This window comes from Vibrio sp. KUL70 (assembly GCF_059725515.1).
In genome coordinates, this window is sequence record NZ_AP045834.1 from 1,156,510 (window position 1) to 1,182,062 (window position 25,553).

Consider the following 25,553-nt stretch of genomic DNA (forward strand, 5'->3'; position numbering starts at 1 on the left):
CAGCAGATCCCCAATTCAAGTCAGCAGATCCCCAATTCAAGTCAAGCTCACTCAGATTAAGTCTCTACTATCAATTGGTTAGGTGTCTTTTAGGCTTCTTATAGGTATTTATAGGTATTTATAGGTTACTCTATAGGTATGTTATAGGCCTTTTATAAGAAAAAAAATAATAAGAAAAAAAATAGGTCTCATAGGTTAAGTTGTAGGATTAATCGGTCTAGGTTTTTAAGTGGGATTGTCGAGGGTGTCTCTTCTTGCATATTTCTTCCATTGTTTATGCATAGTGAGATGGTGACACCATCTTCGAGGGCAAAGTTAATGGCTTTTCATCTCATTTTTTTATGGTAGTATCCTGCGCCACTCATGTTGTGTACGGATAACGCTGTTGGGGTGTAGTGGTGGTTTCTAGGTGGGGCAGGTGGGGTATTATTTCTATTTTGGTCGTGACATAAAACAATCGCAACACTTTGGTTTCTGGTACAATTCGGTCTAAATACAGATTGAACGTACATCAACAGGTAAACCATGGTTCAACAACACCAACAAGAACTTCAAAAACAGCTCTGGAACATTGCCAACACACTACGTGGCAATATGTCGGCAGACGACTTTCGTGACTACATTCTGGGGCTTATCTTCTACAAGTATTTATCAGACAAGCTAAACCGCTACTGTGATGAGCTACTTGCAGAAGATGGCATTACCTTTGTTGGTGCTGCTGATGATAAAGAACTGCTCAATGACCTTCGTGAAGAGTGTGTCGAGAACCTTGGTTACTTTATTGCTCCTAAGCAGCTTTTCTCTAGCCTAGCAGAGCGAGGCAAGAAACAAGAGTTTATTATCGATGAGCTTGAACGCACCCTTGCTGATATTGAACAATCCACTACAGCGGCGGATTCTGCTGATGACTTCAATGGTTTGTTTGAAGAGTTAGATCTTAACTCAAGTAAGTTAGGTAAAAACCCAGACGCACGTAATAAGCTAATCAGTCAGGTGTTGGTTCACCTAGATAACATCGACTTCCATCTAGAGAACACTGAAATCGATCTACTTGGTGATGCTTACGAATACCTGATTGGTCAGTTCGCTTCTGGTGCAGGTAAGAAAGCAGGCGAGTTCTACACCCCTCAACAAGTATCTAAAATCCTTGCTAAGTTGGTTAGCCTAGATGGCAACGTAAAGTCCGTATACGACCCTACTTGTGGTTCAGGCTCATTGCTACTGCGTGTTGCTCGTGAAGTAGGTAGCCACAATCTTGAGTTTTGTGGTCAGGAGCAAAACCCAAGCACTTATAACCTCGCTCGGATGAACATGCTGATGCACGGTGTGCGTTACGATAAGTTTGATATCAAAAACGATGACACCCTAGAACACCCAATGCACCTAGATAAGCGTTTTGATGCAGTAGTAGCGAACCCTCCGTTTTCAGCGAACTGGAGTGCTAACGAACTGCACTTAAACAGTGAACGCTTTGCTGACTACGGCAAGCTTGCCCCTAAATCGAAAGCTGATTTTGCTTTTGTGCTTCACATGATCCACCAATTGAATGAAACGGGCACATTAGCTGTAGTTGTCCCTCACGGCATTCTATTCCGTGGTGCGGCAGAAGGTCATATCCGTAAGCACCTTATCGAGAAAAAGAATTACCTAGATGCCGTTATTGGCTTACCTGCGGGTATCTTCTTCGGCACAAGCATTCCAACTTGTATCTTGGTATTCAAAAAGAACCGTAAGAACGATGACAACGTGCTGTTTATCGATGCCTCTAACCACTTCGAAAAAGGCAAAGCGCAAAACTTTATGCGCCACGAAGACGTTGAACGCATTGTCGTAGCTTACAGTAAACGTGAATCCGTCGAAAAGTTTGCCCATGTCGCCAAGATTACTGAGGTTGAAGAGAACGACTACAACCTCAACATCCCTCGATATGTGGATACCTTTGAAGAGGAAGAGTCGATAGATCTTAATGTTGTATCTGATGCTTTAGAGACATTACATGAAGCCACAGAATTTGTAGATTCAAAAATAAAACTATATACGGAAGAGTTAGGTATTCCATTCCGTAGCGGTGGAAGTTTACCCTTGTTAAGGCAGTACAAGAAAGGTGTGATGCAACAATTGTTTAATGGCAGGTGGGACGAACAAGATGGACAGCTAACCTTTACCCCACCGACACTACGCTTTAAAGCGGATGACGGTAATGAGTTTCCTGATTGGGAAGAGAGAACGTTGAAGAGTTTAGTGAATTTGCTAAAAGATGGGACACATGGCTCCCATCCTGATCAAGAAGGGGCTCCTAACTTTCTATTGAGTGCGAAAAACATAGTCAATAACTCTATCAGAATAACTGATTCTGAAAGGAAAATTTCACAATCGGAATTCGACAAAATATATAAGAATTACGAACTACATAAAGGTGACGTTCTTCTGACGATTGTTGGTACTATTGGACGAGTTGCAAAAGTCTTAGACACTAAGAATATTGCTTTTCAACGTAGTGTCGCCATATTAAGGTTTCCTACATCAAATACTGATTATATTTGTCAGTTACTCCAGTCTTCCTATGTGCAGAAGCAGCTAGAGACAAAAAAGACCATAGGAGCCCAGCCCGGTTTATACCTGAACGATTTAGGTAAAGTAAAACTATGTACCCCAAGCCTAGAAGAGCAAACGCGAATAGCTAACTTCCTATCAGCGATTGACCAGAAGATCGATCTAGCCAACTCAGAGCTTGAGAAAGCCAAAGAGTGGAAGAAGGGCTTGTTGCAGCAAATGTTCGTGTAGTTGGAACCGCCAGTTGGATTTATAAATAGAAGAATTATGAGCACACAATCAGAAGCACAACTTGAAAAAGAGCTAATCGATCAGCTTGTCGCTGCCGATTTCAAACCTGTTGATATTGGCAATGCGGAAGCGTTAAAAGCGAACCTCAAAACTCAACTTGAGAAAGCCAATGGTGTTACGCTAACCGAGCGTGAGTTTGAAAGTGTGCTTATCAAGCTAGAAAAGGGCAACATCTTCGATAAATCCAAGCGCTTGAAAGGAAAGGTGGATGTCACTCGTGAAGACGGCACCACCGATTACCTGACTCTGTTATTTGATGATGCAAGCAAGAACTTTTTCCAAGTGACCAATCAGATCACCATTCAAGGCACGTACGAGAACCGCTATGACGTCACCATCTTGGTGAATGGTTTACCGCTCATTCAAATTGAATTAAAACGCCGAGGCATTGAGCTAGCAGAAGCGTTCAACCAGATTAAGCGTTACGACAAACATACCTATGGTGCACAAGGCGGACTGTTCAACTACGTACAGTTGTTTGTTATCTCTAATGGCGTCAACACCAAATATTTCTCTAACAACCGTGAGCTTTCGTTTAAGCAGACTTTCAACTGGACAGACGTTGAAAACAACAAGATTAACGCACTGCCTCAGTTTGCTGATGCTTTTCTAAATCAATCTCACCTGACCAAGATGCTCAGCCGCTACATCGTACAGAACGAGTCTGGTAAGTTTTTGATGGTGCTGCGCCCTTACCAATTCTATGCGGTAGAAGCGATCGTTAATCAGGTAAAAACCAACAATAACCACGGTTACATTTGGCACACAACGGGTAGCGGTAAGACGTTGACTAGTTTCAAAACCGCTCAGATTCTTTCTACACTTGAAGATGTGGACAGAGTGGTATTCGTGGTCGACCGCAAAGACCTCGATTATCAAACCGCCAAAGAGTTTGATGCGTTTTTAAGAGGCAGTGTCGACAGCACGGGGGATACTAAAAGCCTTCTGAATCAGTTCCTCGGTTCACGACCACTTCCACTAAAGAACATGGCGAAGAAAGCGCTAAACACGAAAGATAGTAGTGCCAACGACGTTGAAGAGCTGCCACAAGTCGCAGAGTATGCGCCTATCTACAGTAATAAAGTCAATCGCATCAACAAGCTGACCATTACGACAATTCAAAAGCTTAATAACCTGATCACTAAGCCTCGATTTAAAGGGCAGGTTGAACACTTACGCCAAGAACGAGTGGTCTTTATCTTTGATGAATGCCACCGCAGCCAATTTGGCGAAACGCACCAAAACATCGTCGACTTCTTCGAAAACGCACAGCTATTTGGTTTTACGGGAACACCTATCTTCGCTGACAATGCGACCGCTAAAAAAGTGGAAGGTAAAGGCACACAAAAAAGAACCACAAAGGATCTATTTGGCGAACGCCTCCATAGCTATGTAATTGTTGATGCCATCAAAGACGATAACGTGTTGCCATTTGCTATTGAGTATTACGGCAAGCTGAAGCATAAAAACGATGGCATGGATGTCGATGTGAGTAGTATCGATGTCGCCGAGTTTTTTAGCTCTCCAAAGCGTATCAAACAAGTATGTGAGCACATCATTGGTATCCACGGTCATAAGACCAAGCGCAAGTTTAACGCCATGCTGTGTGTTGCGAGTGTGCCTGATCTCATCACTTATTACGACACCTTCAAAGCACTCAAAGAAGAGGGCAAACACAAGCTCAATATCGGCACCATCTTTAGCTATGGCGTAAATGAGGAAGAAGAGTTCGAAGGTGAGGTCAATGTTAAAGGCTTAGCGGAAGCCAATGCCAAAGTGCATAGTCGAGACAAGCTAGATGCTTACATCGAAGACTACAATCAGCAGTTTGGTACGAGCTACTCAACCCAAGATACCGACAGTTTCTACAACTACTACAAGGATCTATCGAACCGTACCAAGAACGGTGAAGTGGATATCTTGCTCGTAGTAAATATGTTCCTCACGGGGTTTGACGCTCCCGGCTTAAATACCATCTATGTCGACAAAAACCTTAAGTATCATGGATTGGTGCAAGCCTTCTCCCGTACTAACCGCCTAAATGGCACGGTGAAGTCGCATGGTAATGTCATGTGTTATCGCAACCTCAAACCACAAGCGGACGAGGCGTTTACGCTGTTCTCAAATAAACAGCCAATCGAGTTTATTGAAGTACCAGATCTTAACGGGCTGACGGAAGACTTTTCTAAAGCGCTTGAAGCGTTGAAAGCAATTGCTCCTGATGTGCAAAGTGTCGATGACTTGCCTGACGAGGACATGCAAGTAGGTTTTATTAAGCAGTTCCGCATCTTGATGCGTTTAAAGAACCAGCTAGAGACATTTAGCGACTTCGACATTGAAACACTTGGTATATCTGAGCAAGAGTTCGTTGACTACGCTTCTAAATACAGCGATTTAGCCCGTGAGCTTAAGAAAAGTCCTGCTGATAAGGAGTCTATCTTAGCGGATATCGATTTCGAATTAGAGCTACTCCAACGAGATGAAGTCAACGTTAGTTATATCCGTCACTTGTTGATGACAATGTTCGAAGAATCTTGTGACGAAGCGAAAGAGAAGAAGCGCCAAGTTATCGCTAACTTGCTGGCTACTGAACCGACCTTGTATAGCAAGCGCTCTCTCATCGAAGATTTTATTGAGAAGAGTATGCAAGGCTTAGTGCAAGGTGCTGAGTTTGATGAGTACATAGAAGAGCAGAAACAAAAAGAACTAAGCCAGATAGCAGAAGAAGAGAAGCTTGATACTGATAAGTTTAGCGAAATGGTGACGAACATAGAGAACGGTATGAGCGTAGACAGCTTGAAGTCGGATGATATCGCCCAGCTAACAACTGAGAAGATGACTTTTAGAACACGCCGAACGATCCTTCCTCGTATAGCTGAGCGGTTGAAAGGGTTTGCTGCGACATTTATCGAAGGTTTTCATTAACAACCTAGAAGAGGCAGCGAATACAAGCTGCCTCTTTTGTATAAATCTAGGATAGTACCCCACCTCCACCACCAAGATCGGATAGAAAGTCGGGCTAACTTCGATTAAATCGGAAAGTGGTATCGATTCACTCCGCCCGTGAATTTACGTTTGATGGCTTCTTCCTGAGTTAATATAGCCAATGCTTTTCCAACCATATTCGCTTTGCTTACATGGATACCGACAAGACTGCAGACTTGAGTGCTAGTACACCAACGTAAGTCATTGTCTTTAAAGTCAGCTAAGTAGTCTTTCAGCGTCGCATAGTAATCCCCTTTATCAACATACTTTTCAGTCTGTTTGCTGACTTTCGCTTGTTCTTCTGAAGTTAAATTCCATGAATAGCCTTCCTCCTCAAGGAGATGTCGCACCTCTAGCCAAAATTGGCGGAGTTTGTTCTCATCAACCAGCTTGATTTCACCTGTTGATTTGTACTCCCAACCTAACAACTCGTTGAGGGTGTCCATATCCGTTCGCTCAATCAACTCAATTACAGCGTAACGACTATTACCCGTTTGGTCTTTTAAGAAACTTGTACCATTCACCGTAGCGATTAAATTAGTTTGTCTTGGCTTTTTGATGTCAGTTCTTGCGTAGGGTGGGCGAACAGTATCAACCGAACGAGTTATGAATGCTTTAAGACCGCCCTGTGAATGCGCTGTCGTGCGCTCTAGCTCGCCCAATTCAACAATCCAACTACGAATGCAACTGAGGATAGAATCCTTGTTATCTGGGTTTAATTCTGCTCCTTCTAGGAAAGCATCTGTTAACACCGAACAGATACGTTCGACGAATGCGGTTTTTCTATAGGATTGAAGCCCCGCTAAGACAGGTACAAGCTTACTTTTGTAATTTGGGATTAGCAGAGAAGCAATACATCCAATGAACCAACGTTTGAGAACAATAGCTGTGAGCTCATCGTCCTTTGATTTAAGACAAGCGATTACTTTATCCACTCGGGACTCTTTGTCCCATTCATATCCATCAAGCCAGTCAACAACTGGGTGGTAAGAATTTGCCTGCGCAATTGCAGCTAGATGATCGTCAATGGCTGCCTTAGGCAAACCACAAACAGAAGACAATGAAATCAGCTTACTTCGAATAATGTCTGGGCTACCAATGTACACCCCACCATGGAAGAGCTCTGGTTCTAGATTCATTTTATTAATTCGCGCTTCATAGCCAGAAAGTTCAAGTAGTGCATTTAAGTTCTCGGCAGTGTTCAGCACAATAGATTGCCCATTCCCTCCAATTTTTATATCAGGAAACCGCATTTCAGTGATGTCATTAGAATTGCTCATAGAGGAAGTCTTGATTTAGAAGTTGGTCTAACGATTTACCCTCTGCAAATTTGTCCATCAGCGTAAAGACTCCACTGCGAGACTTTTTATCAGCATATAGAAGTAGTGAGCCCATTTCAGTGTTTGGGTAATCAGTCCAGTTGTGAATATTTCGAATTAGCATCTTCACTTCAAGTCGATGACCACAGGTTTCGAACAAATGTAAGATGTCGTTGATCTCATCAATAGAGAAGTAACGTGTTTCAATATATTGTTGAGCTTTGATCATCTGTTGCTTTGATAAGCCTAGACCCAATTCAAGTTGTTGTTCAGGTACAGGTTTAGAGTCTCTGCTGACTTTATAAGAAGAATTATTTTGCATTGTTCTTTTTCTTAAAGCTCGATCTATTTAAATAACAAAGCAATAGGAAAATAAAAACTATCGCATAATTTTTTGTATCTCATTGGTTTCTAAATGATAAAAATTTCGGGAGTTAAGAGGGTCTCCCTCTTACAAGATACGGGAAACCCGAGAACGAAGTTAGCGGTGGGTTTCCCTATCTTGACTACACAGCCTGCATTGCATGGTTTTGTTTTAACTATGAAAATTTGTATAGTTGATAAAAACATGCTTAAGAATTGGACGGTCATTACCGAAGCCACACGCGATGTGATAGCTCGTGAACACTATTTAATGAATGCGAGTCATCGTAATCATCGACAAACTGAAAATATCATCAACATACACGGCTCTGAGAAGCAATCGCTCAATATCTTGCGTAATTGTGAGCGTTATAAACTCAAACAAGCCACTAAACGGAAGGGAGGGCGTCCGCCGACTCAATCCGTAGAGTTCGTGTGTACACTGCCGAAAGGAGTACGCCCTGATGAAAATCAATGGCGGCAGATCTTAAAGATACTGATGGTCAACCTAGCTTCACATCTCAATTTATCAACAAATCAGCTGCCTTCTATTGTTAGAGCAGTAGTTCATCAGCAGAAACAAGACATGAGCGTCAAAGGTAGTGGTGATCACATACATATCATCGTCGGTAAATTCACAGACGACCTTACTTATCTAGCTGAGCTACAGCGTAAAAGTACAACTCGATTATTCAAAAGCGCTTTTAATACAGCAGTGCTTGAAGCTGTTGGTGTCGATCACCGTGCCTATAAACCACGAAAGCCATACAGTGGTGAGGCGAGAAAAAGAGTCCCCACTTGGCAAGTGAAATCAGCACGTAAACAAGAGGCTCTTAAGTTACAAGAGAAGCATCTGCATAAGATGATCAATCAAGCTAATAAATGGCTCCACGCTTATGAAGTCGGTGATACTAAGCAGATGAATAGACAATACAATCGATTAATCAAGGGGATGGATGCCATTGATGCTTCAAATGAAGAAACAGCTTCTCTGTATGATTTCATGCAGGATTTGGTTTGTAAGGTGGAAATGAAGGCTCAGAAAGGAGGGCGACTTACAAGTAGAATGCAACAGCTATCAGTTTGAGCTAACAGTCGCTCTCTATCCAGCTTTTGGACAAAACGGAGCCACCTACCGAACAAATAATTTGGCGCCATTCACAAATTATGTATGTTTAAGAAAAAACATGCGAAAAGTTCCTACGACTCCCTTGGGAAGGGCGCTACTCGGCGACAAAGAGATTAAACGTGCACTATTGCTTAAACAAGTTGAAGACATCTGCGTTGAAGTTGGATTGCTTACACAACTAGATGTGGTCACTAGCTCGAAACAATGGCACTGGGTGGAAGAGGTAGTTGATGATCATATTATGGGGTCTGGACTGCTTCGAAGGTTAATGTTCCAGCACGCCAAACCTGATGATGGTTGTGAGTTATTCAACTCGATTGTGCATGACATAGTTGAAAGACTTATGAGTGCACGCCCTCCTTTTCCTCGTCGACGCTAATTCTGTGGATTTGACGCGATAGAAAGATGCTATTACAAGCATCTTTTTTCATGCTGTTTAAAAAACGAGCACTTGAACATAAGTTGAAAAAAATTTTTTCAGGAAAAGTCACCGCTTTTTGTTCTAGTTTTCTATATCAATTATTCTTGTTAAAACATCAATATCCACCTCTTGATGTTTATTGTGCGGTTTTGTGAATTTTGGCTGCTAGTTGCTTGCTTTTCGGGTTTTTTAGCTGCACGTTTGCTTGATGTGGCTCTGATATATGGTTAGAGTGGCGGCATGAATAACGCACAGAATAGTGCCAGCATGGACGAATAAAGAGCTACATATGACATTAAAACGCCTAACTCGCAAACAGCTATATACAGTGATTAACCAGCGACAGAAGCAAATTAGAAATCAGCGTGATGCAGGGCTCATCGCACGATCAACAGAAAAGGGTATCCAGACGGCATTAGAAACATTTAAACGCACCTTTCCAACAGAGCGATTTGTCAAAGATTTAGAAGGCGTCGACTTTGATCATTACTTCAATACGACTTTGCTCAATATTAAGACTGAATTTGAGAACAAAGCAGACATGCGAGCTCACAAGCTAGGAGAGGCAGCGAAACCATCAAATTCAAATAAAAAAAGCTATGAAGGCTATGCAGATAAAACGCGTCAACATATTCGATCTGCTGTAAAGGATATGTTTGCTGATCTTGTAGCAAAAGGTGAGTTACGTGTGAATCCTATTGAAAAAATGTCTCAGCCAGTCCGTTCCGTTGGTAATTTCACAGCAACAAAAGCCTACACCACTGATGAAATTAAGCGGCTCATGGATGTCCGTTCAGAGGATGGTGTTGTACAAGCATTCCTTGTTGGCTGCGAAGAAGGGTTACGGGTTTCTGAAGTGCTTGCTCTTACAGCGGGTAACTATTGTAAGTCGGAAAGCACCTATAAGGTAACTCATGCAATTGTACTTGGCGAAATGAAAGAGACCAAAACAACGGAGTCAAAACGTCATATCACACTCAGTAAGCTTTCTTGTTTGATTTTCAATGAGATTATTGATAACGGTGAGCTACTGGAATACTCACACCCTATGGTGGTTGAAGGTGACGAAGTGGAGTGTACGAACCAGTTTTTCTTTTATAACAAGGACACAGATAAGTACTGGTGGGATAGCACTCATATTTACCGAGCGTTAAAGCGATATTTTAAACTCGCAAATGTTGAGTTTCGTGGCATGCAGCCCTGTCGCCACTCTTTTGTAAACCGTGCAATTGAGAGCGATCGAGAAGAGAAAGATGTCGCTGCTCATATTGGTCACACAAATGTGCATACACTGAAGAAACATTACTTATCATGGGAAGTAAACCTGCGAGGTAGTAAAGATTTCCGTGAATCTCGCAATGAAGAGTCGATGTATCATTTTTATGCTTAACTTAAGCAACGAGCACCAATTGAGGTGCTCTTTTTTTATCAGAAGGTGTCTAGACGGTGAGTCGATGGAATGCTACGATTTGGCACTAATTTGCCAATTCATTATGCTAATGAATTTTGATAAGTGCATGTTTATACAAGATTATTTGTGATTTTTTAGGTGGGAGAGAGAGCTTTCGAATCCCTCCCTCACCGCCACATTCAAGCCCCTAGACGAGTCTAGGGGCTTTTTTCGTTTTATAACTCATTGTTTTATATCGAAACCCAAGTCTCAAAACGTTCCATCCTTCCTCTACAATCCCAAGTACTGTTGTATGCCTAAGTGTATGCTTCTAAGGTTTGAAAGAAATCAGCATACATTTGCGTTAAAAATGCAGCATACAGTTTACGGAGGAGCAGGATTGCCAAGTTTCTTATTCCATTTTTATCTCTTTGAAAAATATAGATTCACCTGTTTTGCATACTTTAATTTTGAGGGAGCCGAATAGGTCAAAAATCTGCGTACTGTGTGATCAATTTCCGATAGAAAGGAGAGAGCAATGGCAAAACTAACGGCAAGAGAAGTATCGACAGCGAAACCCATAGATAAGGCTTACCGACTAGGGGATGGAGGTAAATTATACCTCCATCATGGATTAGCTGGTTACGTAGGGTGTATAGGCGAGAAAACAGTATAGATAGGACTTTCGCCGTATCATTTTGACTCAGTGCTTTGTTAGCGGCGACTTTGGCTTTGCTGCGTTCGCTCTTCCAGCTATCTTCGGTGATCCTACCGGCATGATAATCCCAATATGCCTGGAGGATAAATTCGTTATCCAAGATGACTCGAATCGTGTTGGAATACTCGTCCCAAACAAAATTGTGTAATTGCTCTCCATAGTGTTGCCGTTGGTCAAACTCTTGCGCGTAAGCGGAGTGGAAAGCGATCCACAGGTAGAGTCATCATCGTTACAAAGTTCGGATTTATTCAAACAACTTAAAGCGCGATGGACACGCAGGCCAAGATTCTGAGGATGGCCGTCTCGCTCAACGCTTTGACGCTGTTTTAGTACTTGGTAAGTTTGCATGTTGTCATCCAGAGCAATTTACTATTGTTCTGTTAGTATATAAGCAGTTTGATGCTTATAAATTGATGTATTATGCAACTTCTGCAAGTAGAGTCGATTAGAATATCAGGTTAGTTTTATTATAAAGAGTAGGTTTCAATGGCAGCCCCCAAAAGTCTCATCTTTCAGCTACATCAACACTGGGAAGTGGTTGAACAGTTAACTCGGCTTTCGAGAGAGTTTCCAGCGTTTGAGCTAAGAGCACTTGAACAGGTGATTAATCAGTACAAAAGTAAAAATGCGGAAAGTAATACTGTGCTCACCAGCCTTGTTAATGCAGACATATTGCAGCCTGTCAATCGCAGTAGCGACTATCAGCTAAACACGCTAGTTGTGGACTTTGTTAGAGGCTTAACCCAAGAGCATGAGTTAGGCTTATCAGCGGTACTTAAAGCGCGAGTAGATGCGATTAAAGACGCCACCAGCCAAGTGTTAGAGGGGCTTGATGTGGCAGACAACGATTTACTTCGTACTGGTGCGAACAGGTTGTCGGAATTGGTTCGAAAAATTACTCAACAGTTAACTCAGGACAAACAAGCCATCTTTGAAATAGCAGAATTGGCGAAGTCTGCGGACACCAGTGTCCCAATTGAACGGCGTTACCGTGAAGTGTTGGAAGTGTATGACCAATACGTAGAACCCATGAACGAAATGATGGATAGCGGTCTTGGAGGCAGTTTCTACCCCTTATTAGAAAAGGCAGAAGAAGCACTCGATACTGCTGTTGACATACTTTCCATGCGTGGATCTTTGTATCAACAAAGGTTGGTAATGCGTCAGATAGCTTATCAAGTCAAAGATCTTCGATACCAAGGACGAGTCATTGCTCAGCAATGTGCCGATACTTTGTTGCCATTAAGAGAGGAAGCCAGACAACACAATCAACTTTCAGCGGTGATTAGCAAGCAGCTAAGCCAAGTACGTAAAAAGGGTTTAGCGCGAGGACTGAATGCCGAAGGTTTGCCTATGTGGAAAAGTAGCCGCGTGACTAAAATTCAATTGGGTAATGAAGTACGTGAGTTGATAGCAGAATTCTTGGACTTTGAACCTAGCTCTATACCGTTCCCAGATGAAGAGGAAGCGACTGAAACTCCAATGATCAACTGGGTTGATGAAGAGCTTCTGAGGGAACAACTTGCTGACTCGCTGCCGGTCACTAATCTAATGACGTGGCTCAGAGGAAACTATCAACACCTATCAGATGCCGAACTGTTGCGACTCTATCACGAGCTTGTCCGTGACCCTCAGTGGCAAAGCACATTAGGGGTGAGCTCAAGTACTACAGCGCTCAATACAGTAGTCGTAACCTACCACCCTCACGAAATAAAGATGTTGACTGGCTCAACAAATGAAAAGGATGCTGATAATGCAAACTAGCAAAATCGATTTAAGTGAGCTAGCTCATCTGACTGAGCTATTTAATCTTTTTAACTCTGGTCGACATCTCAACCGCTCGACGGATGCTGCTCTATGGCATGAGCTAGAACAGCAAACAGAGCAGTATCAGTACCTATTTGCTAACTTAGGTTTTGACTTGCGCATTGATGGACGGGGTTTTGCTTGGTTTCATGATGAAGACAGTAACCATAATATTAATAAACAATCGCGCCAGTTAGCACTATTACTGATGGTGATATTTGACAATCAAGCTGATTACGGCCGCTCTCTTGGTCAGTTTTACCAATGGACAATTGATAATGCCTTTCTAGATGAGGTTTACAAAAAGCACCAAGAACTTTTAGATGCAGAAGAGCTCGACCAAGATGCACTAGCAAAGATACTCGATAATGCAGTGCGAAAAGGCTTTGCGGTTCAAGAGAACAATCATTGGCGTTTGCTGCCTTCGGTGTATCGCTACCTAGACCATTTCGAAGCTATTACTGAGCAAGAATCCGGCAGCGATGTGGCCGCTTATGAGGAAGATGAATCATGTTAAGTTACGGTTTTCAACGTTTAGCGTTAATTGGCAGTGCTGGTTACCAGCGAGCTGAACTTCCTCTTGACGACTCTGTGTCATTAATTGCGCCAAATAACCATGGCAAAACAAGCCTAATCAATGCACTCCAGTTTCTGCTCATCATCGACCAAAGAAGGATGGATTTTGGTTCTCATTCATTAGAGAAGGCTCGCCGTTTTTACTTCCCAAATAACAGTGCTTACATCTTGCTAGAAGTCATCCTGCCACAAACCGGCACCGTGGTGTTTGGCTGTGTTGGTAAAGGGGTAGGTTATGACTATGAATACTTCGCTTACAAAGGTGAATTAAACCTAGACGATTTTCGTTTGGATGATGGCAATATTGTTGCCCAACCAAAGTTAGTCAACCACTTAGCGACAAAGAAGCATCGAGTCTATAAATTCAATGATAAAGAGTTTCGACACTCGATTTATGGCGGTGCAAAAAGTAAGAAAAACAGCGACATCGATTTTACGGTATTCAAACTTGAGCATGTGAGTGATGCTCGCTCGTTCCAGCAAGTCCTCACCAAAACGCTCAGGCTCGACAAGCTAAACTCCAGTGATGTGAAAGACTACTTGTTGAAGATTTTTAGTCGAGAACTACCGAATTCCAGCATTGATTTTAAGCAAGAATGGGAAAAAGCATTTCACGACATCAATCTAGAACGCGAACAGTACCTAGCAGCCGTAAACAATCTCGAGACGATTCAAGGTCTCGAACAAAAGTATGAGCGCACCTTATCGTTACGAGGAAAGATCGCTGCATGCCAGCCTAAATTGAATGCGTTGCTGCAAGACTGGCATGGTCATGTACAAACTAAAAAACATAACCTGGAGCATAAGAGAGCAGAGCTGGACACAGAACAATCTAGCTTGCAAACAGAGGATAGAAATAACGTCGAAAAGAAGGGGCAACTTAACAGTAACCTGATAGAGCTTCAGAAGGCTGATGAAGAGCAGGAATCATTATCTATTCGCTTTGCTCTGATCCCCGATGATTCATATTTGAATAGACAGCTAGCATCAGCTAAGCGTGAATACGATATTCAAACAGCATTGTGTGTTCAATCTCAGAGATTCTCCTCAAAAGAACTGGAGAAGCAGCTGACTGAAAGTGAGGCTCAACTTGTTAGTTTAGAGTCACAACGAAAAACGTTGGGAGACAACCTGTATCTTAATCTATCTAAACAGCTCGATACTGCAGAGTTACAAAAGCTGAATAAAGTGCTTAGTTCACAAGTGATGCGACTATCACCAGAGCAGTATTCATTCGATATCAATCAGCTGCAAGAAGCGTTGAAAGAAGGACCAGTCGAGAAACTCTCTCTGGTTGGCTTAACGTTATCGCTTGATGAGCTTATTCCTCAATATGTTCAAAAAACAGAGCAAGAGCTGCTGGAAGAAATACACAGTGTTAATGAACATATAGAGAACCTCAAAGATCTGTTGGAAGCAAGCAAAGAAAGTGAGTTTGCTGAGAGCAAAAAGAATGAATTAAATCATGCAGTAAGGCAGTGTGAACAAGACCTTGAGGATTACCGACAGCTTCAACAGTTAATAAATAGTCAGCATCAGCGAACCGAACAAAAAGAGGCGTTAGAGCAAGAGTTAAATATCATTACTGCTGAGCTGGATAACGCAGGGCAAAGGCATAAATCGATAGCTGCCCAAATAACTGAAGTTGCAGCTAAGTTAGTTCAGCTTACAACGGATAGTGAAAGTGTTGAGAAGCTGAAAAAACAAAGAATTGATGATCAGGCCTTGTTCAGTATGCTTTCGGAGCGACCGCATACCCCTTGGATCGTGATGGACGAATGGTCTCTTGAATATCTACCTGCTCGCCTTGAACAATACATAGAGGATTGCAAAGACCTCGATAAGTTGTCCAAAGAATTGCGCCAAATAAAAAATGACTTATCTCAAAAGGGGCTTACCAAATTTCAGATGGCTCAAACTCAGGATGAAGAGTTAAAAGGCATTATTAAATTCAGCCATTGTTTGGATGATGAGAAGAAAGCGTTGGAAAGACGTGCCCGCTCGGCAGTGGTCAACGTCACTGCGAGTTTAAGAGAACTACGAAGTGGACTCTATGCACTACAAAGTAAGATGAAGGAATTCAACCGACTAATCAGTCACAGGCAGTTATCGGATCTCAAAACATTCAAAATTGAACCTGTTGAAGAGAGTCAGCTTGTTGATGCGATAAATGTACTCATTCAGCAAGCAGAGCAAACTGAAAGTGGTCAGAGTTTTGAACTGTTTGACCAAGGCAGTATTCTCGATGATGCGGAGTTAGACCGAGCGAAGAGCCTGTTGATTGAGGAAGGTAATGCTCGCCAAGGCCTAAGAGTAGCAGACTTATTCAGACTTGAATTTATCGTTGCCAAGCAAGGGCAGCAACCAGAGTCATTTGAAGATATTGATAGTGCGGCTTCTAACGGAACCGTATTGATGGCTAAGCTTGTGACCGGCCTTGCGATGCTTCACTTAATGCAAGACAAACGTCATCAAATGAAAGCGGTATGTTATTTGGATGAGGCGTTGGCCCTAGATACCAAGAACCAAGCTAACTTAATAGCGATTGCCGAACAGTTCGGTTTTGCATTGATTTTTGCCTCACCAGCACCGTTAACCACAGCTCGTTATTGTGTGCCTATCCACCAGGCTAATGGTAAGAACCACATCAGCAAAAATAGTTGGCAGATTTTCGAACCAGTAGAAAACCAAGAACTACTGCAGTCACAAGTGGAGCCATCATTATGAGTCAGGTATTAGTTAAAGCACTAACGCGACTAGTCGAGGCGTATCCTGGTTCTATTGCCGGAAGCACATTGACGCCATCTCAGAAGAGGCAGCTTGAAGAGTTCTGCCGCAAAACTCAGAGTGTACAAGTGACTCCTAAAGGGCGTGGCGTTGTCTACGGCATTCTAGATATGGATGTCGTTAAAGTCACACTGGAGCAACTGGCACCAAATCAAAACGTGCCTACATCTGCCCCACAAAGAGCCGTAAACATAGCCTCTACACGCAGCAGCAAACAAGGAACAGTAGGTCACGATGTCACCTACGTGCTGGCTAAAACGGTTGCGAATCCGCTATGGGAGTGTTCTGGGGGAGCAACTAAGCACTTAAATGTATCGACAGAAGAGTTTGGCGTTTTTTCCCTTGAAGTGGGTGGAGAAAGAAATAGGGATCTTAACACTCATCATTCTATTTGGCTGGTGGAAAACCAAGCATTGTTTGACCGTCTAGATTGGCTACCCAATAACGAACCCACTACCGTTATATGGTACCGAGGGCAGTTACACAACAAACTGATTGATTGGTTATCGGTACCCCAAAGGGCGCCGATGGTCTACTTTTTTGCTGACTATGATGGAGTCGGGCTGAATAACTTCCGACGCCTGAATGAGAGGCTTAAACAAAGAACAGAGTTTTGGGTGATGCCTAATTGGAAGGAACTTTTGAACCGTTACGGGCAAAACCAACTTTGGAATGATACTGTCCGTGAATTTGATTCTTTCGAGCGAAATAGCCAAAGACTTCTAGAGCAATTACCAACGTTGCGAGGGCTCGTGGCGGAAATGAAGAAACAAGGTTTAGCTTTAGAGCAAGAGGCTGTTTGGTTGAGTGACTCGGATCTGCAGTTCGAATAAGGTAAACAAGAAAAGGTAATATTAACTCGATTGCAACAAGCAGAGTGGCTATCGTTGAAGGCACCACGTTAGCGAAAGAGTGAGTGTATCTAACATTTCAGCTTAAAGTGATAACACCGCCATTTAATGCTGATTGTAATGGTGGCATGATGCAGAGCGAGTTTAGACAATTTACAGCAATTCAACGCAGTTACGGCCTCTCTCTTTCGCGACGTAAAGCGCTTGGTCTGCTCTCACCATCGTTTCGCCAAACGTTGCGTCTTGAGGTCTTACGTGGGTCACACCAATACTAGTAGTGATACCAATTGGTAGGTTATTGTGTTCGACTTTTAAGGATGCAATTGAATACCTGACAGTCTCCATTGCCTCAACAACTTCGGCCCAAGAATCTCGTTCGATTATAAATGCAAACTCTTCACCGCCTATTCGAGCAAGGAAGTCTTGTTTTCCGATAACAAATTTAGCGACATCTGCTGATTTTACCAACATTAAGTCGCCTGCATCGTGGCCGTGGTTATCATTCAGTAATTTGAAGTTATCGAGGTCGAGTATCGCGACGTAAAACCCTTTTCCTGTCGCTTTGTAGTTTTTAAATTTGTTTTCTATGGTGTTCATAAACTTGCGACGGTTCGGAACGCGGGTTAAGTCGTCAATGCTTGCTAGCTGCTCCATTCTTTGAGCTTGTGTATGCAGAGCAATATTTAGAGCTAGCCAGCTCGCAATGCTTTGTAATAGTGCAGCATGTTGTTCGTTGTAAAAGGCGCCTTCTTTATGGGCGATGTTTAATGTGCCGTAGCAGATGCCATTATTGATAAGTGGCGCGTCCATACAGCAAGACAGCCCATGTGAAGACAGTAGAGTGCAGTCTATTTCTAGCGACTGCTGAACATGATCACAGATAGTCAATTTTTGAGTTTGAAAGACTCTTCCAACGAATGAGTTTTCGATTGGAATAAGCATGTTGAGCGGTATCGCTTTGTTGCCATGAAAGGCGAATACTTTTAATTGGTGTGTGTTTTCCGGAATTGCCACACTGACTCTATCACAAGGGATGATGGTATCTACCCACTCCGCAGCAATGTCTAATACCTGTTGTAAGTCGGTAGCCTGTGTGAGAAGGCTAATAAAGGCTATCGGGAAGCATACTTTATTATTTGAATGGCTTTTTAATAAACAGTCAGGTTCAAATACTCGTTCTTGGTGCAAGAGATACCTCTTAATGCTCTTATCTTTTTTTTTGCATGTAGTAACTTCAATAGTGCATATAAAATCAAAACCCTCGATAGTCAGGGTAAGGAGTTAATGATTTTTTTGCGATATTGGAAGTGAATATGGATAAATACATACTCAATAAACAGAGGTTCAATACTGCTACTTATTAAGGGATAGTAATTATTTAGCTCAATAATCGTACCAGAGTAAGATAATTGTTGCAAATAAATTGGACGAGGTTCAAATAATTGAGAATTAACCATAAAGGATTATTGATTTAATTATTTTCCTTTTATTTTAATTGGTTGAATTTTGACTAAGTGACATTTGTAAAATAGTTAGATGTTTAATAAGTTCCATGGTTTATATTAAATTTTTGTTACTACCTTTCTTTGGCTATATAATGATCTGGTAACTGAAATCTCATTTTATATGAATAAATAGTCGGCCATGTCTTTCCGTTGATTATTGATGAGATGGAGCGATTTTGAGTATAGTACCTAAATTCAACACGTGAATATCTTTTTTGCATCGGTATTAGTTAACCCAATTCAGCATGTAGTGATTGAGTACTATTCTTGAAGTGGATACATTTTCGGGCAGAGGCCGTGGGGCCTCTTTCTAATGATTAGATTAGGGTTATTGGCGAGTTGCGGTTAACCGAAGTCGATAGTTAACCAAAGTCTACAGTCAGCAGCAGTCGATTTTCTTGTGCAGAAATCATTGGTGAGCGATGTACTAATGCTGTTTCTTCATTACCAATCCACGCACCGCCTTTTAACAGCGCGACGTCACCACACGATAACTGTTGAACGTCACTTTCATCTTGGTATAAGCCGGATAGGTGGTCGGGTTGTCCGTTGCTGCCATGTCCAAGCTTAGAGCGATCAAGCACATGGTTAGGTAGCCATTGTGTTGCTGTACCATGAAAAGTGGTGACTAGTCGGCAAGGGACACGGTCGACATGAAAGCGTGGGCACATAGCACTGTTTAATGTTGCTAGGCGTACACCAGCATCTTTGAGATCGAATAAGCAACAGAACATATCAACTAGCTCAGCAATGTTCTGAACTAAAGTTGGGGGCAAGTCGTCGAGTGATTTTTGTAATTCTTGATAAGCACTTTCAGAAGACACATTCACTGACTTACTGAAATCCGGGTTATTAGAAATAAACTCATCAATGGCTTGTGTCAGTTCCTCACTGAAAGCACGCTCCCAAACCACCATATTGAGATGATCTTTATAGATATCCGTCAGCACGGTTGGCAGCTTTCCTTTGTTGAACGAAGGTGTTTCGCTCGTTTTGTTATCAGCAGTGAATACTTCAGTAGTCTCGGTGTTCATTACGTGATCCTCAATTTCCCAGTCGGTTGACGCTATATGACATTTCACAGCATCAATAAATAATAGATTATAAGTGGAATGTTATATCATAACATTTATGATGATTGAACTGCAGTGACTAAACAGAGCTGGAATAACTTTTCGGTTTGGCAGTAGATGGTGACCTCAAGCACAGATTTTCCCCTTAACAATAGCAACAAGAAAATTTATTGAGATTAGATAGCCGTATATATGAGAATCTTGGTGAATTGCCGTTGTACAAGGACTTATCATGCATCACTTTAATATACGTGCTCTAGAGTATCTCAATGGGTTGTCTAAGTACGGCTCACTGCGCAAGGCAGCAAAAATGCTCAATGTAGACCCGGCAGCCATGAGCCGTATGCTTGGTCAGCTTGAAGCTCAAGTTGAAATGAAAGTGTGGGAGCGTAATAACCGTCAATCGTATTTGACCGAGGCTGGCAATGAGCTTCTTAATCACTATCGCAACATTATACGCAGTGAAGCGGCGGTGCTCTCTCAGCTAACGAAATTGAAAAATTTAACAGGCGGTAGTGTCAGTATCGCAATCGGAGAGGGTTTCATTACTAATCTCGTTTCCAAGCCAATGGAAACCTTTATGACTCGTTATCCTGATATCAATTTATCGATTGAAATCGCTGGAGCGTTAGATGCGGTTAAACTGCTTGAAGATCAGCAGATCGATTTTGCGATAACCTACGCTGCTGCGCCTCATCCTAAGCTACATACCCATGTTGAGCGAAGTCATCCGCTAGAGCTGATTGTTCCCAAAGGGCATTTGTTAACGTTGAAAGAGGAACCGACTACACTGCAAGATCTGCAGGCTTTGCCTCTCGCGCTCATCGATAACTCGACCGGCATGGGCAGGCTAGTCCATCATGCGCAGCAGATGTCTCACTTGAACCTTTCACCAAAGCTACAGACCAACTCAGTGAGTGCGTTGAAAAACTTCGTATCTGCGGGGCTGGGCGTTACTTTTATGCCGAAGCTAACGGTCTTGGAAGAGGTTGAATCGGGAGAGATTGAGATCGTGCCGACTGATCTTGAGATCTTGTCTAAAGCTCGAGTGAAAGTGCAGTCACTAAAAGGTCGGGCATTGAGCCCGCAAGCGAGTACATTGCTTGATTTCCTAGTTGAAAACACCCACTTCCTTCGTAGCGATGCAAGTGGGCTGGTTCGATAATCGACGGGAATTAAGCCGATACGGTATCGTCGATGAACTGAACGTTTAACTCTTCTGGGAGTTGACGATTATTAGTATAGATACGATCAAATTGATCTAGGGGAGCGACTTTTAGTGCAGCAAAACGACCCCATTTACTCGCGTCTGCGACTAGCCAGCATTCACGGCTGTTGTTGAGAATGGCTTTGGAAAGATCGGCCTCAACTTGCTCATGCTCCATCGCATAATGGCTCGTTGTTATAGAGCCACAGCCACAAATGCCAATATCAGCTTCGAAATCGGAGAAGAAGTTAACCACACTGCTGCCTACCATGTCTTGGTGTTCACGGCGCAGTAAACCGCCTGCTAAATAGACCTCGATTTGGTCGTTCGCTTCTAAAATTCGCGCAACTTGTAGGTTATTAGTGATAACGCGTAGAGCAGGCTTTGCAAGCAGATACTGAGCGATTCGAGTTACAGTGGTGCCAATACCCATCATCACTGTTGAACCTTCTGGTATCGCATCGGCTACTGCGAGTGCAATGTTGTCTTTGGTGTCGGATTCAACGCCAGTGCGAAAGCGATAGCTGGTGTTGGTTAGTGCGGTCGGCAGACTCACGCCACCATGTACACGTCTTGCTAATCCTTGTTCGCACAGTTGGTTTACATCACGTCGAATTGTTTGCGTAGTAACAGCAAACTGGTCAGCGAGATGGTCGATCTGAACATCTTGATTGGATTTAAGAGTGGCAAGTATCTGCTTTTGGCGCTGGTTTAATTCCATAGTGTTTCACTAAAATTGGTTCGGCATGTCGGTAATGATGTTGTCGACACCCATCTCATAGAATCCTTTCGCTTTCGATGGGTCGTTGAGTGTCCATATCTTGAGGATTATACCCGATTCTTTTATCTCATTGGCGATGGAAATATCGAGTAGCTGGTGGTCGATATGAATACTATAAAGGTCTAAGCACAGAAGGGTGTCTAAGCTGCTTTGATCCCACTTATCACAGATAAAGCCGCGTCGTACTTGAGGGTAGTGTGTTTTGCATTGAGCTAACACATCTTGGTTGAAGCTTGAAAACAGCAACTTATCTAGCGGGTAATTGATACGTTCAACCGTCGCAAGTACTTCATCGGTCAGTGCTTGTGTTGTGTGCTGGTTATAGACCTTTAATTCAAGGTTGAGGGTTACTCCAAGCTCCATACACTTGAGCATCGCCTCTTCCAAGGTAGGAATCGTAACCCCCTTGAATTCTTTACCAAACCAACTACCAGCATCTAACGCCTGAATCTCTGCGAGTGTCAGTTCGGATAATTTACCAGTGCCGTTAGTACAACGATCAACGGTTTCATCATGCATAACGACTGGGATTTTATCCGCAGTTAGCTGAGTATCAATCTCTACCCATTTGGCACCCGCTCGGGCTGCTCGTTCAATACTTACCAATGTATTTTCTGGTGCCAAAAGTGCTGCACCGCGATGGCCTGTGATCATATCAATATCTAATTGTTCATTTGAAATTTGAGTGAACATTATCTCTCTATTGTTACAGATTCATTACTAAGAATATGAAAATATGGCGGCCAAAGTTGGGTTTTATGGGCAAGATCATATTTTTGATAATGTTCAAATAAACATTTTTATGTTCATATGAATGTAATAATTGAATCGCATACTCAACCAAAATTTAGCCTTCTATACTCAATTGAAGTAACACATCCAAAACAAAGGATTCAAAATGAAAAAGCTAATAGGAACAGTAATGACAGCCGCGGCGCTTCTTGTCGGTTGTGGTCAGGCAGATGAATCAGCAACAGAAGCAAAGATTGAGCCGATTGATATCAATATGAGCTTGGTGTTCACTCAGAATGAGCTTCTAACGCAAGAACTAGTGAAGGTGACGGACAAGATTCGTGAACGCACTGATGGCTCAGTTAACATTAAAGTTTTCCCTGGTGGCCAACTACCAGTTTATAAAGACAACCTTGAGCAGGTCGTAAATGGTGCTAACTGGATTGCCGTGGAAGACCTGACTTACCTTGGTGATTACGTTCCTGATTTTGCAGCACTTGCGGGTCCTATGTTGTACAACTCTTACGATGAATACCTGGCAATGATGGACACAGACTATGTCGCAGGCCTCAAGCAGCAAGCTGAAGAGAAGGGCATTAAAGTATTAAACGCGGATTACATGTTTGGGTTCCGTCATATGATCACCAATAAAGAGATTGTTAACTCTTCAGACATGGCGGGGATGCGTATTCGTGTACCACAAAGCCAACTGTTTATTAGCACACTCTCTGCTATGGGCGCAGCGCCAGCTTCTCTTCCTTTCCCAGAAACATACGCTGGTGTTCAGCAAGGTGTTGTTGATGGTCTAGAAGGCTCTATCTTGACTATGTACTCGACGAAGATCTACGAAGTTGCTAAGAACATGTCATTGACTAAACACTTCCTTGGCTCTGTTGGTATCTACATTTCTCCAACGTTGTGGGATAAGTTCACGCCAGAACAGCAAGCCATTATCAACGAAGAGCTAGAAGCAGGTGTTGAATCTAATACTCAAGAACTGGTTAAACTTGATGAAGAATACAAGCAGAAGCTAGAAGAACTGGGTGTGACGTTCAATGAAGTGAACTCTGAAGAGTTTAACCAGCTGACGGCAGACGTTTACAACCAGTTCCCTACTTGGAGCGAAGGTGTTCACGCGACCATCATGAAAGAGCTTGAGACGATTCGTGCGGCTCAATAACGATTAGAATCCCATTTGTTAACACTAGCGACCCAATAGTTTTGGGTCGCTTGATTCCTATTTGCTCGCAGCATTCATAGCGAGTAAATCTAGGAGGAACTCTTGTTTTTATTAAGAAACCTTGAAGAAATCTTAGCGTCGATTGCTATTTCAATCACAGTGCTTGTTGTGATTGTTAATGTGGTTTTGCGTTATGGATTTGGCTTTGTTGTCCCTTGGAGCGAAGAGCTCTCAGTGATCTGTTTTATCTGGGCTGTCTATCTAGGCATCAGCTCATGCTACAAGCACAAACTTCATATGGGCGTGGATGTGATTGTGGCCATGTTACCAACGCGTCCCCAACGCATTTTTAAACTAGGGGTCTCGGTATTCCTATTGGGCATCAACATTTTGATGTCAGTTCTTAGTTATCAGTATTTGATGCTCTCTAGCAAAGTCACGCCAGTAATGGGGATGTCTTATTTTGCTATTAATGGCGTGTTGGTACTTAGTTTTTCTTTGATGGCTATCCACACCGTTAAGTTCATCGTAGACGATGTAGCTTGTTTAAAAAGTTCTAAGCAGTAGGTACTCTCAATGGAAAGCTATCTTCCAATTTTCATTCTTTTTGCTCTTTTCCTACTGAATATTCCGATTGCATTCTCCCTGATATCGTCTGCAATGGTCTATTTCCTATTTATCAATAATTCGATTCCCGTGACCTTGGTTATGCAGAGGTTCATCAGTTCGGCAGAGTCGTTTCCGTTACTGGCGATCCCATTTTTCATCATGGTGGGTTCGGTGATGAACTATGCGGGGATCAGTAAAAGTTTACTCGCGTTTGCCGATTCAATGATAGGTCATAAGACGGGCGGATTAGCTCAGGTGAACGTGGCATTGAGTACCTTGATGGGGGGTATCTCGGGTTCAGCCAACGCAGATGCGGCGATGCAGTCAAAAATCTTAGCGCCAGAGATGACCAAACGCGGCTACGACTTACCGTTTACTGCGGCTGTTACAGCAGCATCTTCAAGTATTAGTCCGGTAATCCCACCTGGTATTAACTTGATTATTTTCGCTCTATTGGCGAATGTTTCCGTGCACCAAATGTTCATCGCGGGTTATGTACCTGCGTTTTTAATGGCTCTGTCCTTAATGGTCACCATTTGGTTCATCTCTCGCAAGCGAAACTATAAACCTTCGCGTTCGAAGCCTGCGACTGCTAAAGAACGTCTTCATTACTTCTTTAAGGCTGTGCCAGCTCTGTTGATTCCGTTTGGCATTATTCTGGGAATGCGCTTTGGGCTCTTTACCCCAACGGAAGCCGGGGCTATTGCAGTTCTACTTTGTGTCATTATTGGTGCGTTTATCTACCGAGAACTGAGTTTCAAACACATTCCTCAAATTATGCGAGAGACGGTGCAGGGCACCAGCAGTGTGATGTTCATTATCATCGGTGCTATGGTCTTTGGTTATTACATGACACTGGAGCAGATCCCTCACAACGTTGCATCAGCTTTGATTGAGCTAACGGACAATAAGCTGGTTCTGCTGTTACTGATCAACGTTTTGCTGCTGGTGGTTGGCATGTTCATTGAGGGTGGTGCAGCAATGATCATCCTGACGCCACTGCTGCTTCCGGCGGTATTGAACTTGGGAGTTAATCCGGTTCACTTCGGCATTATCGTGATCGTGAATATTATGATTGGTGGTGTCACTCCACCATTCGGTTCCATGATGTTTACGGTCTGCTCAATATTAAAAGTTCGTATGGTCGACTTCGTTAAAGAAGTGGCTCCCCTGTTGCTAGCACTGTTAGCGGTATTAATGTTGCTGACGTTCTCAGAGAGCGTGGTGATGTTCTTGCCGAATTTGCTTTAACACTGTGTCGTTAATCATTATTTAGA

At 42.7% G+C, this 25,553-nt stretch carries 19 protein-coding genes and 1 pseudogene; 14 read left to right on the forward strand and 6 right to left on the reverse strand.

From position 1 onward, the window contains the following. Positions 1-525 precede the first annotated feature (525 nt). The 3 genes and pseudogenes from AC6I7V_RS05275 to AC6I7V_RS05285 form a co-directional block, all read left to right on the forward strand. Positions 526-2,061, forward strand: a pseudogene (locus AC6I7V_RS05275) (type I restriction-modification system subunit M); the annotation flags it as partial. A gap of 48 nt (positions 2,062-2,109) precedes the next feature. Beyond that, on the forward strand, positions 2,110-2,784 hold the full coding sequence (locus AC6I7V_RS05280) for a restriction endonuclease subunit S (protein WP_498011648.1): 675 nt from the start codon (positions 2,110-2,112) through the stop codon (positions 2,782-2,784). 36 nt (positions 2,785-2,820) lie between these two features. Then, on the forward strand, positions 2,821-5,769 hold the full coding sequence (locus tag AC6I7V_RS05285) for a type I restriction endonuclease subunit R (protein ID WP_498011478.1): 2,949 nt from the start codon (positions 2,821-2,823) through the stop codon (positions 5,767-5,769). A gap of 104 nt (positions 5,770-5,873) precedes the next feature. Here the strand turns inward: AC6I7V_RS05285 and AC6I7V_RS05290 are convergent, their stop codons facing one another. Together AC6I7V_RS05290 and AC6I7V_RS05295 are read right to left on the reverse strand one after the other, a co-directional pair. After that, the gene (locus AC6I7V_RS05290; protein ID WP_498011479.1) at positions 5,874-7,109 is read right to left on the reverse strand and encodes a VapE domain-containing protein; all 1,236 of its coding nucleotides are present in this window, start codon (positions 7,107-7,109) and stop codon (positions 5,874-5,876) included. Next, positions 7,096-7,470: a hypothetical protein gene (locus AC6I7V_RS05295; RefSeq protein WP_498011480.1), complete on the reverse strand. Its 375-nt coding sequence runs from the start codon at positions 7,468-7,470 to the stop codon at positions 7,096-7,098. Before AC6I7V_RS05295 ends, AC6I7V_RS05290 begins: the two co-directional genes overlap by 14 nt. Positions 7,471-7,650: 180 nt before the next feature. Here AC6I7V_RS05295 and AC6I7V_RS05300 point away from each other — a divergent pair, with 180 nt between their 5' ends. The 7 genes from AC6I7V_RS05300 to AC6I7V_RS05330 all read left to right on the forward strand — a co-directional run bounded on the left by AC6I7V_RS05300 (position 7,651) and on the right by AC6I7V_RS05330 (position 17,171). Further along, positions 7,651-8,598, forward strand: a complete 948-nt coding sequence (locus tag AC6I7V_RS05300; RefSeq protein ID WP_498011481.1) for a hypothetical protein — start codon at positions 7,651-7,653, stop codon at positions 8,596-8,598. 100 nt (positions 8,599-8,698) lie between these two features. After that, positions 8,699-9,019, forward strand: a complete 321-nt coding sequence (locus tag AC6I7V_RS05305; RefSeq protein WP_498011482.1) for a hypothetical protein — start codon at positions 8,699-8,701, stop codon at positions 9,017-9,019. Positions 9,020-9,389: 370 nt separating this feature from the next. Further along, positions 9,390-10,451, forward strand: coding sequence for a tyrosine-type recombinase/integrase (locus AC6I7V_RS05310; protein WP_498011483.1), 1,062 nt, complete (start codon positions 9,390-9,392; stop codon positions 10,449-10,451). 1,204 nt (positions 10,452-11,655) lie between these two features. Further along, on the forward strand, positions 11,656-12,933 hold the full coding sequence (locus AC6I7V_RS05315; protein ID WP_498011484.1) for an MksB family condensin complex protein: 1,278 nt from the start codon (positions 11,656-11,658) through the stop codon (positions 12,931-12,933). Then, entirely contained in the window at positions 12,923-13,492 is a 570-nt protein-coding gene (locus AC6I7V_RS05320; RefSeq protein ID WP_498011485.1) for a condensin complex protein MksE, read from the forward strand. The genes AC6I7V_RS05315 and AC6I7V_RS05320 overlap by 11 nt, the downstream gene beginning before the upstream one ends. Then, the gene (locus tag AC6I7V_RS05325; protein WP_498011486.1) at positions 13,486-16,278 is read left to right on the forward strand and encodes an Mks condensin complex protein MksF; all 2,793 of its coding nucleotides are present in this window, start codon (positions 13,486-13,488) and stop codon (positions 16,276-16,278) included. The genes AC6I7V_RS05320 and AC6I7V_RS05325 overlap by 7 nt, the downstream gene beginning before the upstream one ends. Continuing rightward, the gene (locus AC6I7V_RS05330; protein ID WP_498011487.1) at positions 16,275-17,171 is read left to right on the forward strand and encodes a DUF7281 domain-containing protein; all 897 of its coding nucleotides are present in this window, start codon (positions 16,275-16,277) and stop codon (positions 17,169-17,171) included. The genes AC6I7V_RS05325 and AC6I7V_RS05330 overlap by 4 nt, the downstream gene beginning before the upstream one ends. A 171-nt stretch (positions 17,172-17,342) precedes the next feature. On the opposite strand, the gene AC6I7V_RS05335 is transcribed toward AC6I7V_RS05330, so the two are convergent. Continuing rightward, a complete protein-coding gene (locus AC6I7V_RS05335; RefSeq protein ID WP_498011488.1) occupies positions 17,343-18,377 on the reverse strand; it encodes a sensor domain-containing diguanylate cyclase in 1,035 nt (344 codons plus the stop codon). Between the two features lie 679 nt (positions 18,378-19,056). Beyond that, positions 19,057-19,728, reverse strand: coding sequence for a DUF1826 domain-containing protein (locus AC6I7V_RS05340; RefSeq protein ID WP_498011489.1), 672 nt, complete (start codon positions 19,726-19,728; stop codon positions 19,057-19,059). 271 nt (positions 19,729-19,999) lie between these two features. Here AC6I7V_RS05340 and AC6I7V_RS05345 point away from each other — a divergent pair, with 271 nt between their 5' ends. Then, positions 20,000-20,932 carry a LysR family transcriptional regulator gene (locus tag AC6I7V_RS05345; RefSeq protein ID WP_255230969.1) on the forward strand — a complete coding sequence of 311 codons (933 nt, stop codon included), beginning with the start codon at positions 20,000-20,002 and terminating at the stop codon, positions 20,930-20,932. A 10-nt stretch (positions 20,933-20,942) separates the two neighbouring features. On the opposite strand, the gene AC6I7V_RS05350 is transcribed toward AC6I7V_RS05345, so the two are convergent. Continuing rightward, entirely contained in the window at positions 20,943-21,695 is a 753-nt protein-coding gene (locus AC6I7V_RS05350) for a DeoR/GlpR family DNA-binding transcription regulator (protein WP_498011490.1), read from the reverse strand. 9 nt (positions 21,696-21,704) lie between these two features. Continuing rightward, on the reverse strand, positions 21,705-22,409 hold the full coding sequence (locus AC6I7V_RS05355) for a glycerophosphodiester phosphodiesterase family protein (RefSeq protein ID WP_498011649.1): 705 nt from the start codon (positions 22,407-22,409) through the stop codon (positions 21,705-21,707). 244 nt (positions 22,410-22,653) lie between these two features. On the opposite strand from AC6I7V_RS05355, the gene AC6I7V_RS05360 reads away from it, so the two are divergent. The 3 genes from AC6I7V_RS05360 (at position 22,654) to AC6I7V_RS05370 (ending at position 25,527) form a co-directional block, all read left to right on the forward strand. Further along, positions 22,654-23,667 carry a C4-dicarboxylate TRAP transporter substrate-binding protein gene (locus AC6I7V_RS05360; RefSeq protein ID WP_498011491.1) on the forward strand — a complete coding sequence of 338 codons (1,014 nt, stop codon included), beginning with the start codon at positions 22,654-22,656 and terminating at the stop codon, positions 23,665-23,667. 102 nt (positions 23,668-23,769) lie between these two features. Then, positions 23,770-24,234 (forward strand): TRAP transporter small permease, encoded by a 465-nt coding sequence (locus AC6I7V_RS05365; RefSeq protein ID WP_261882902.1) that lies wholly within the window; start codon positions 23,770-23,772, stop codon positions 24,232-24,234. Between the two features lie 9 nt (positions 24,235-24,243). Next, on the forward strand, positions 24,244-25,527 hold the full coding sequence (locus AC6I7V_RS05370) for a TRAP transporter large permease (RefSeq protein ID WP_150871913.1): 1,284 nt from the start codon (positions 24,244-24,246) through the stop codon (positions 25,525-25,527). The last annotated feature ends 26 nt before the right edge of the window (positions 25,528-25,553 follow it).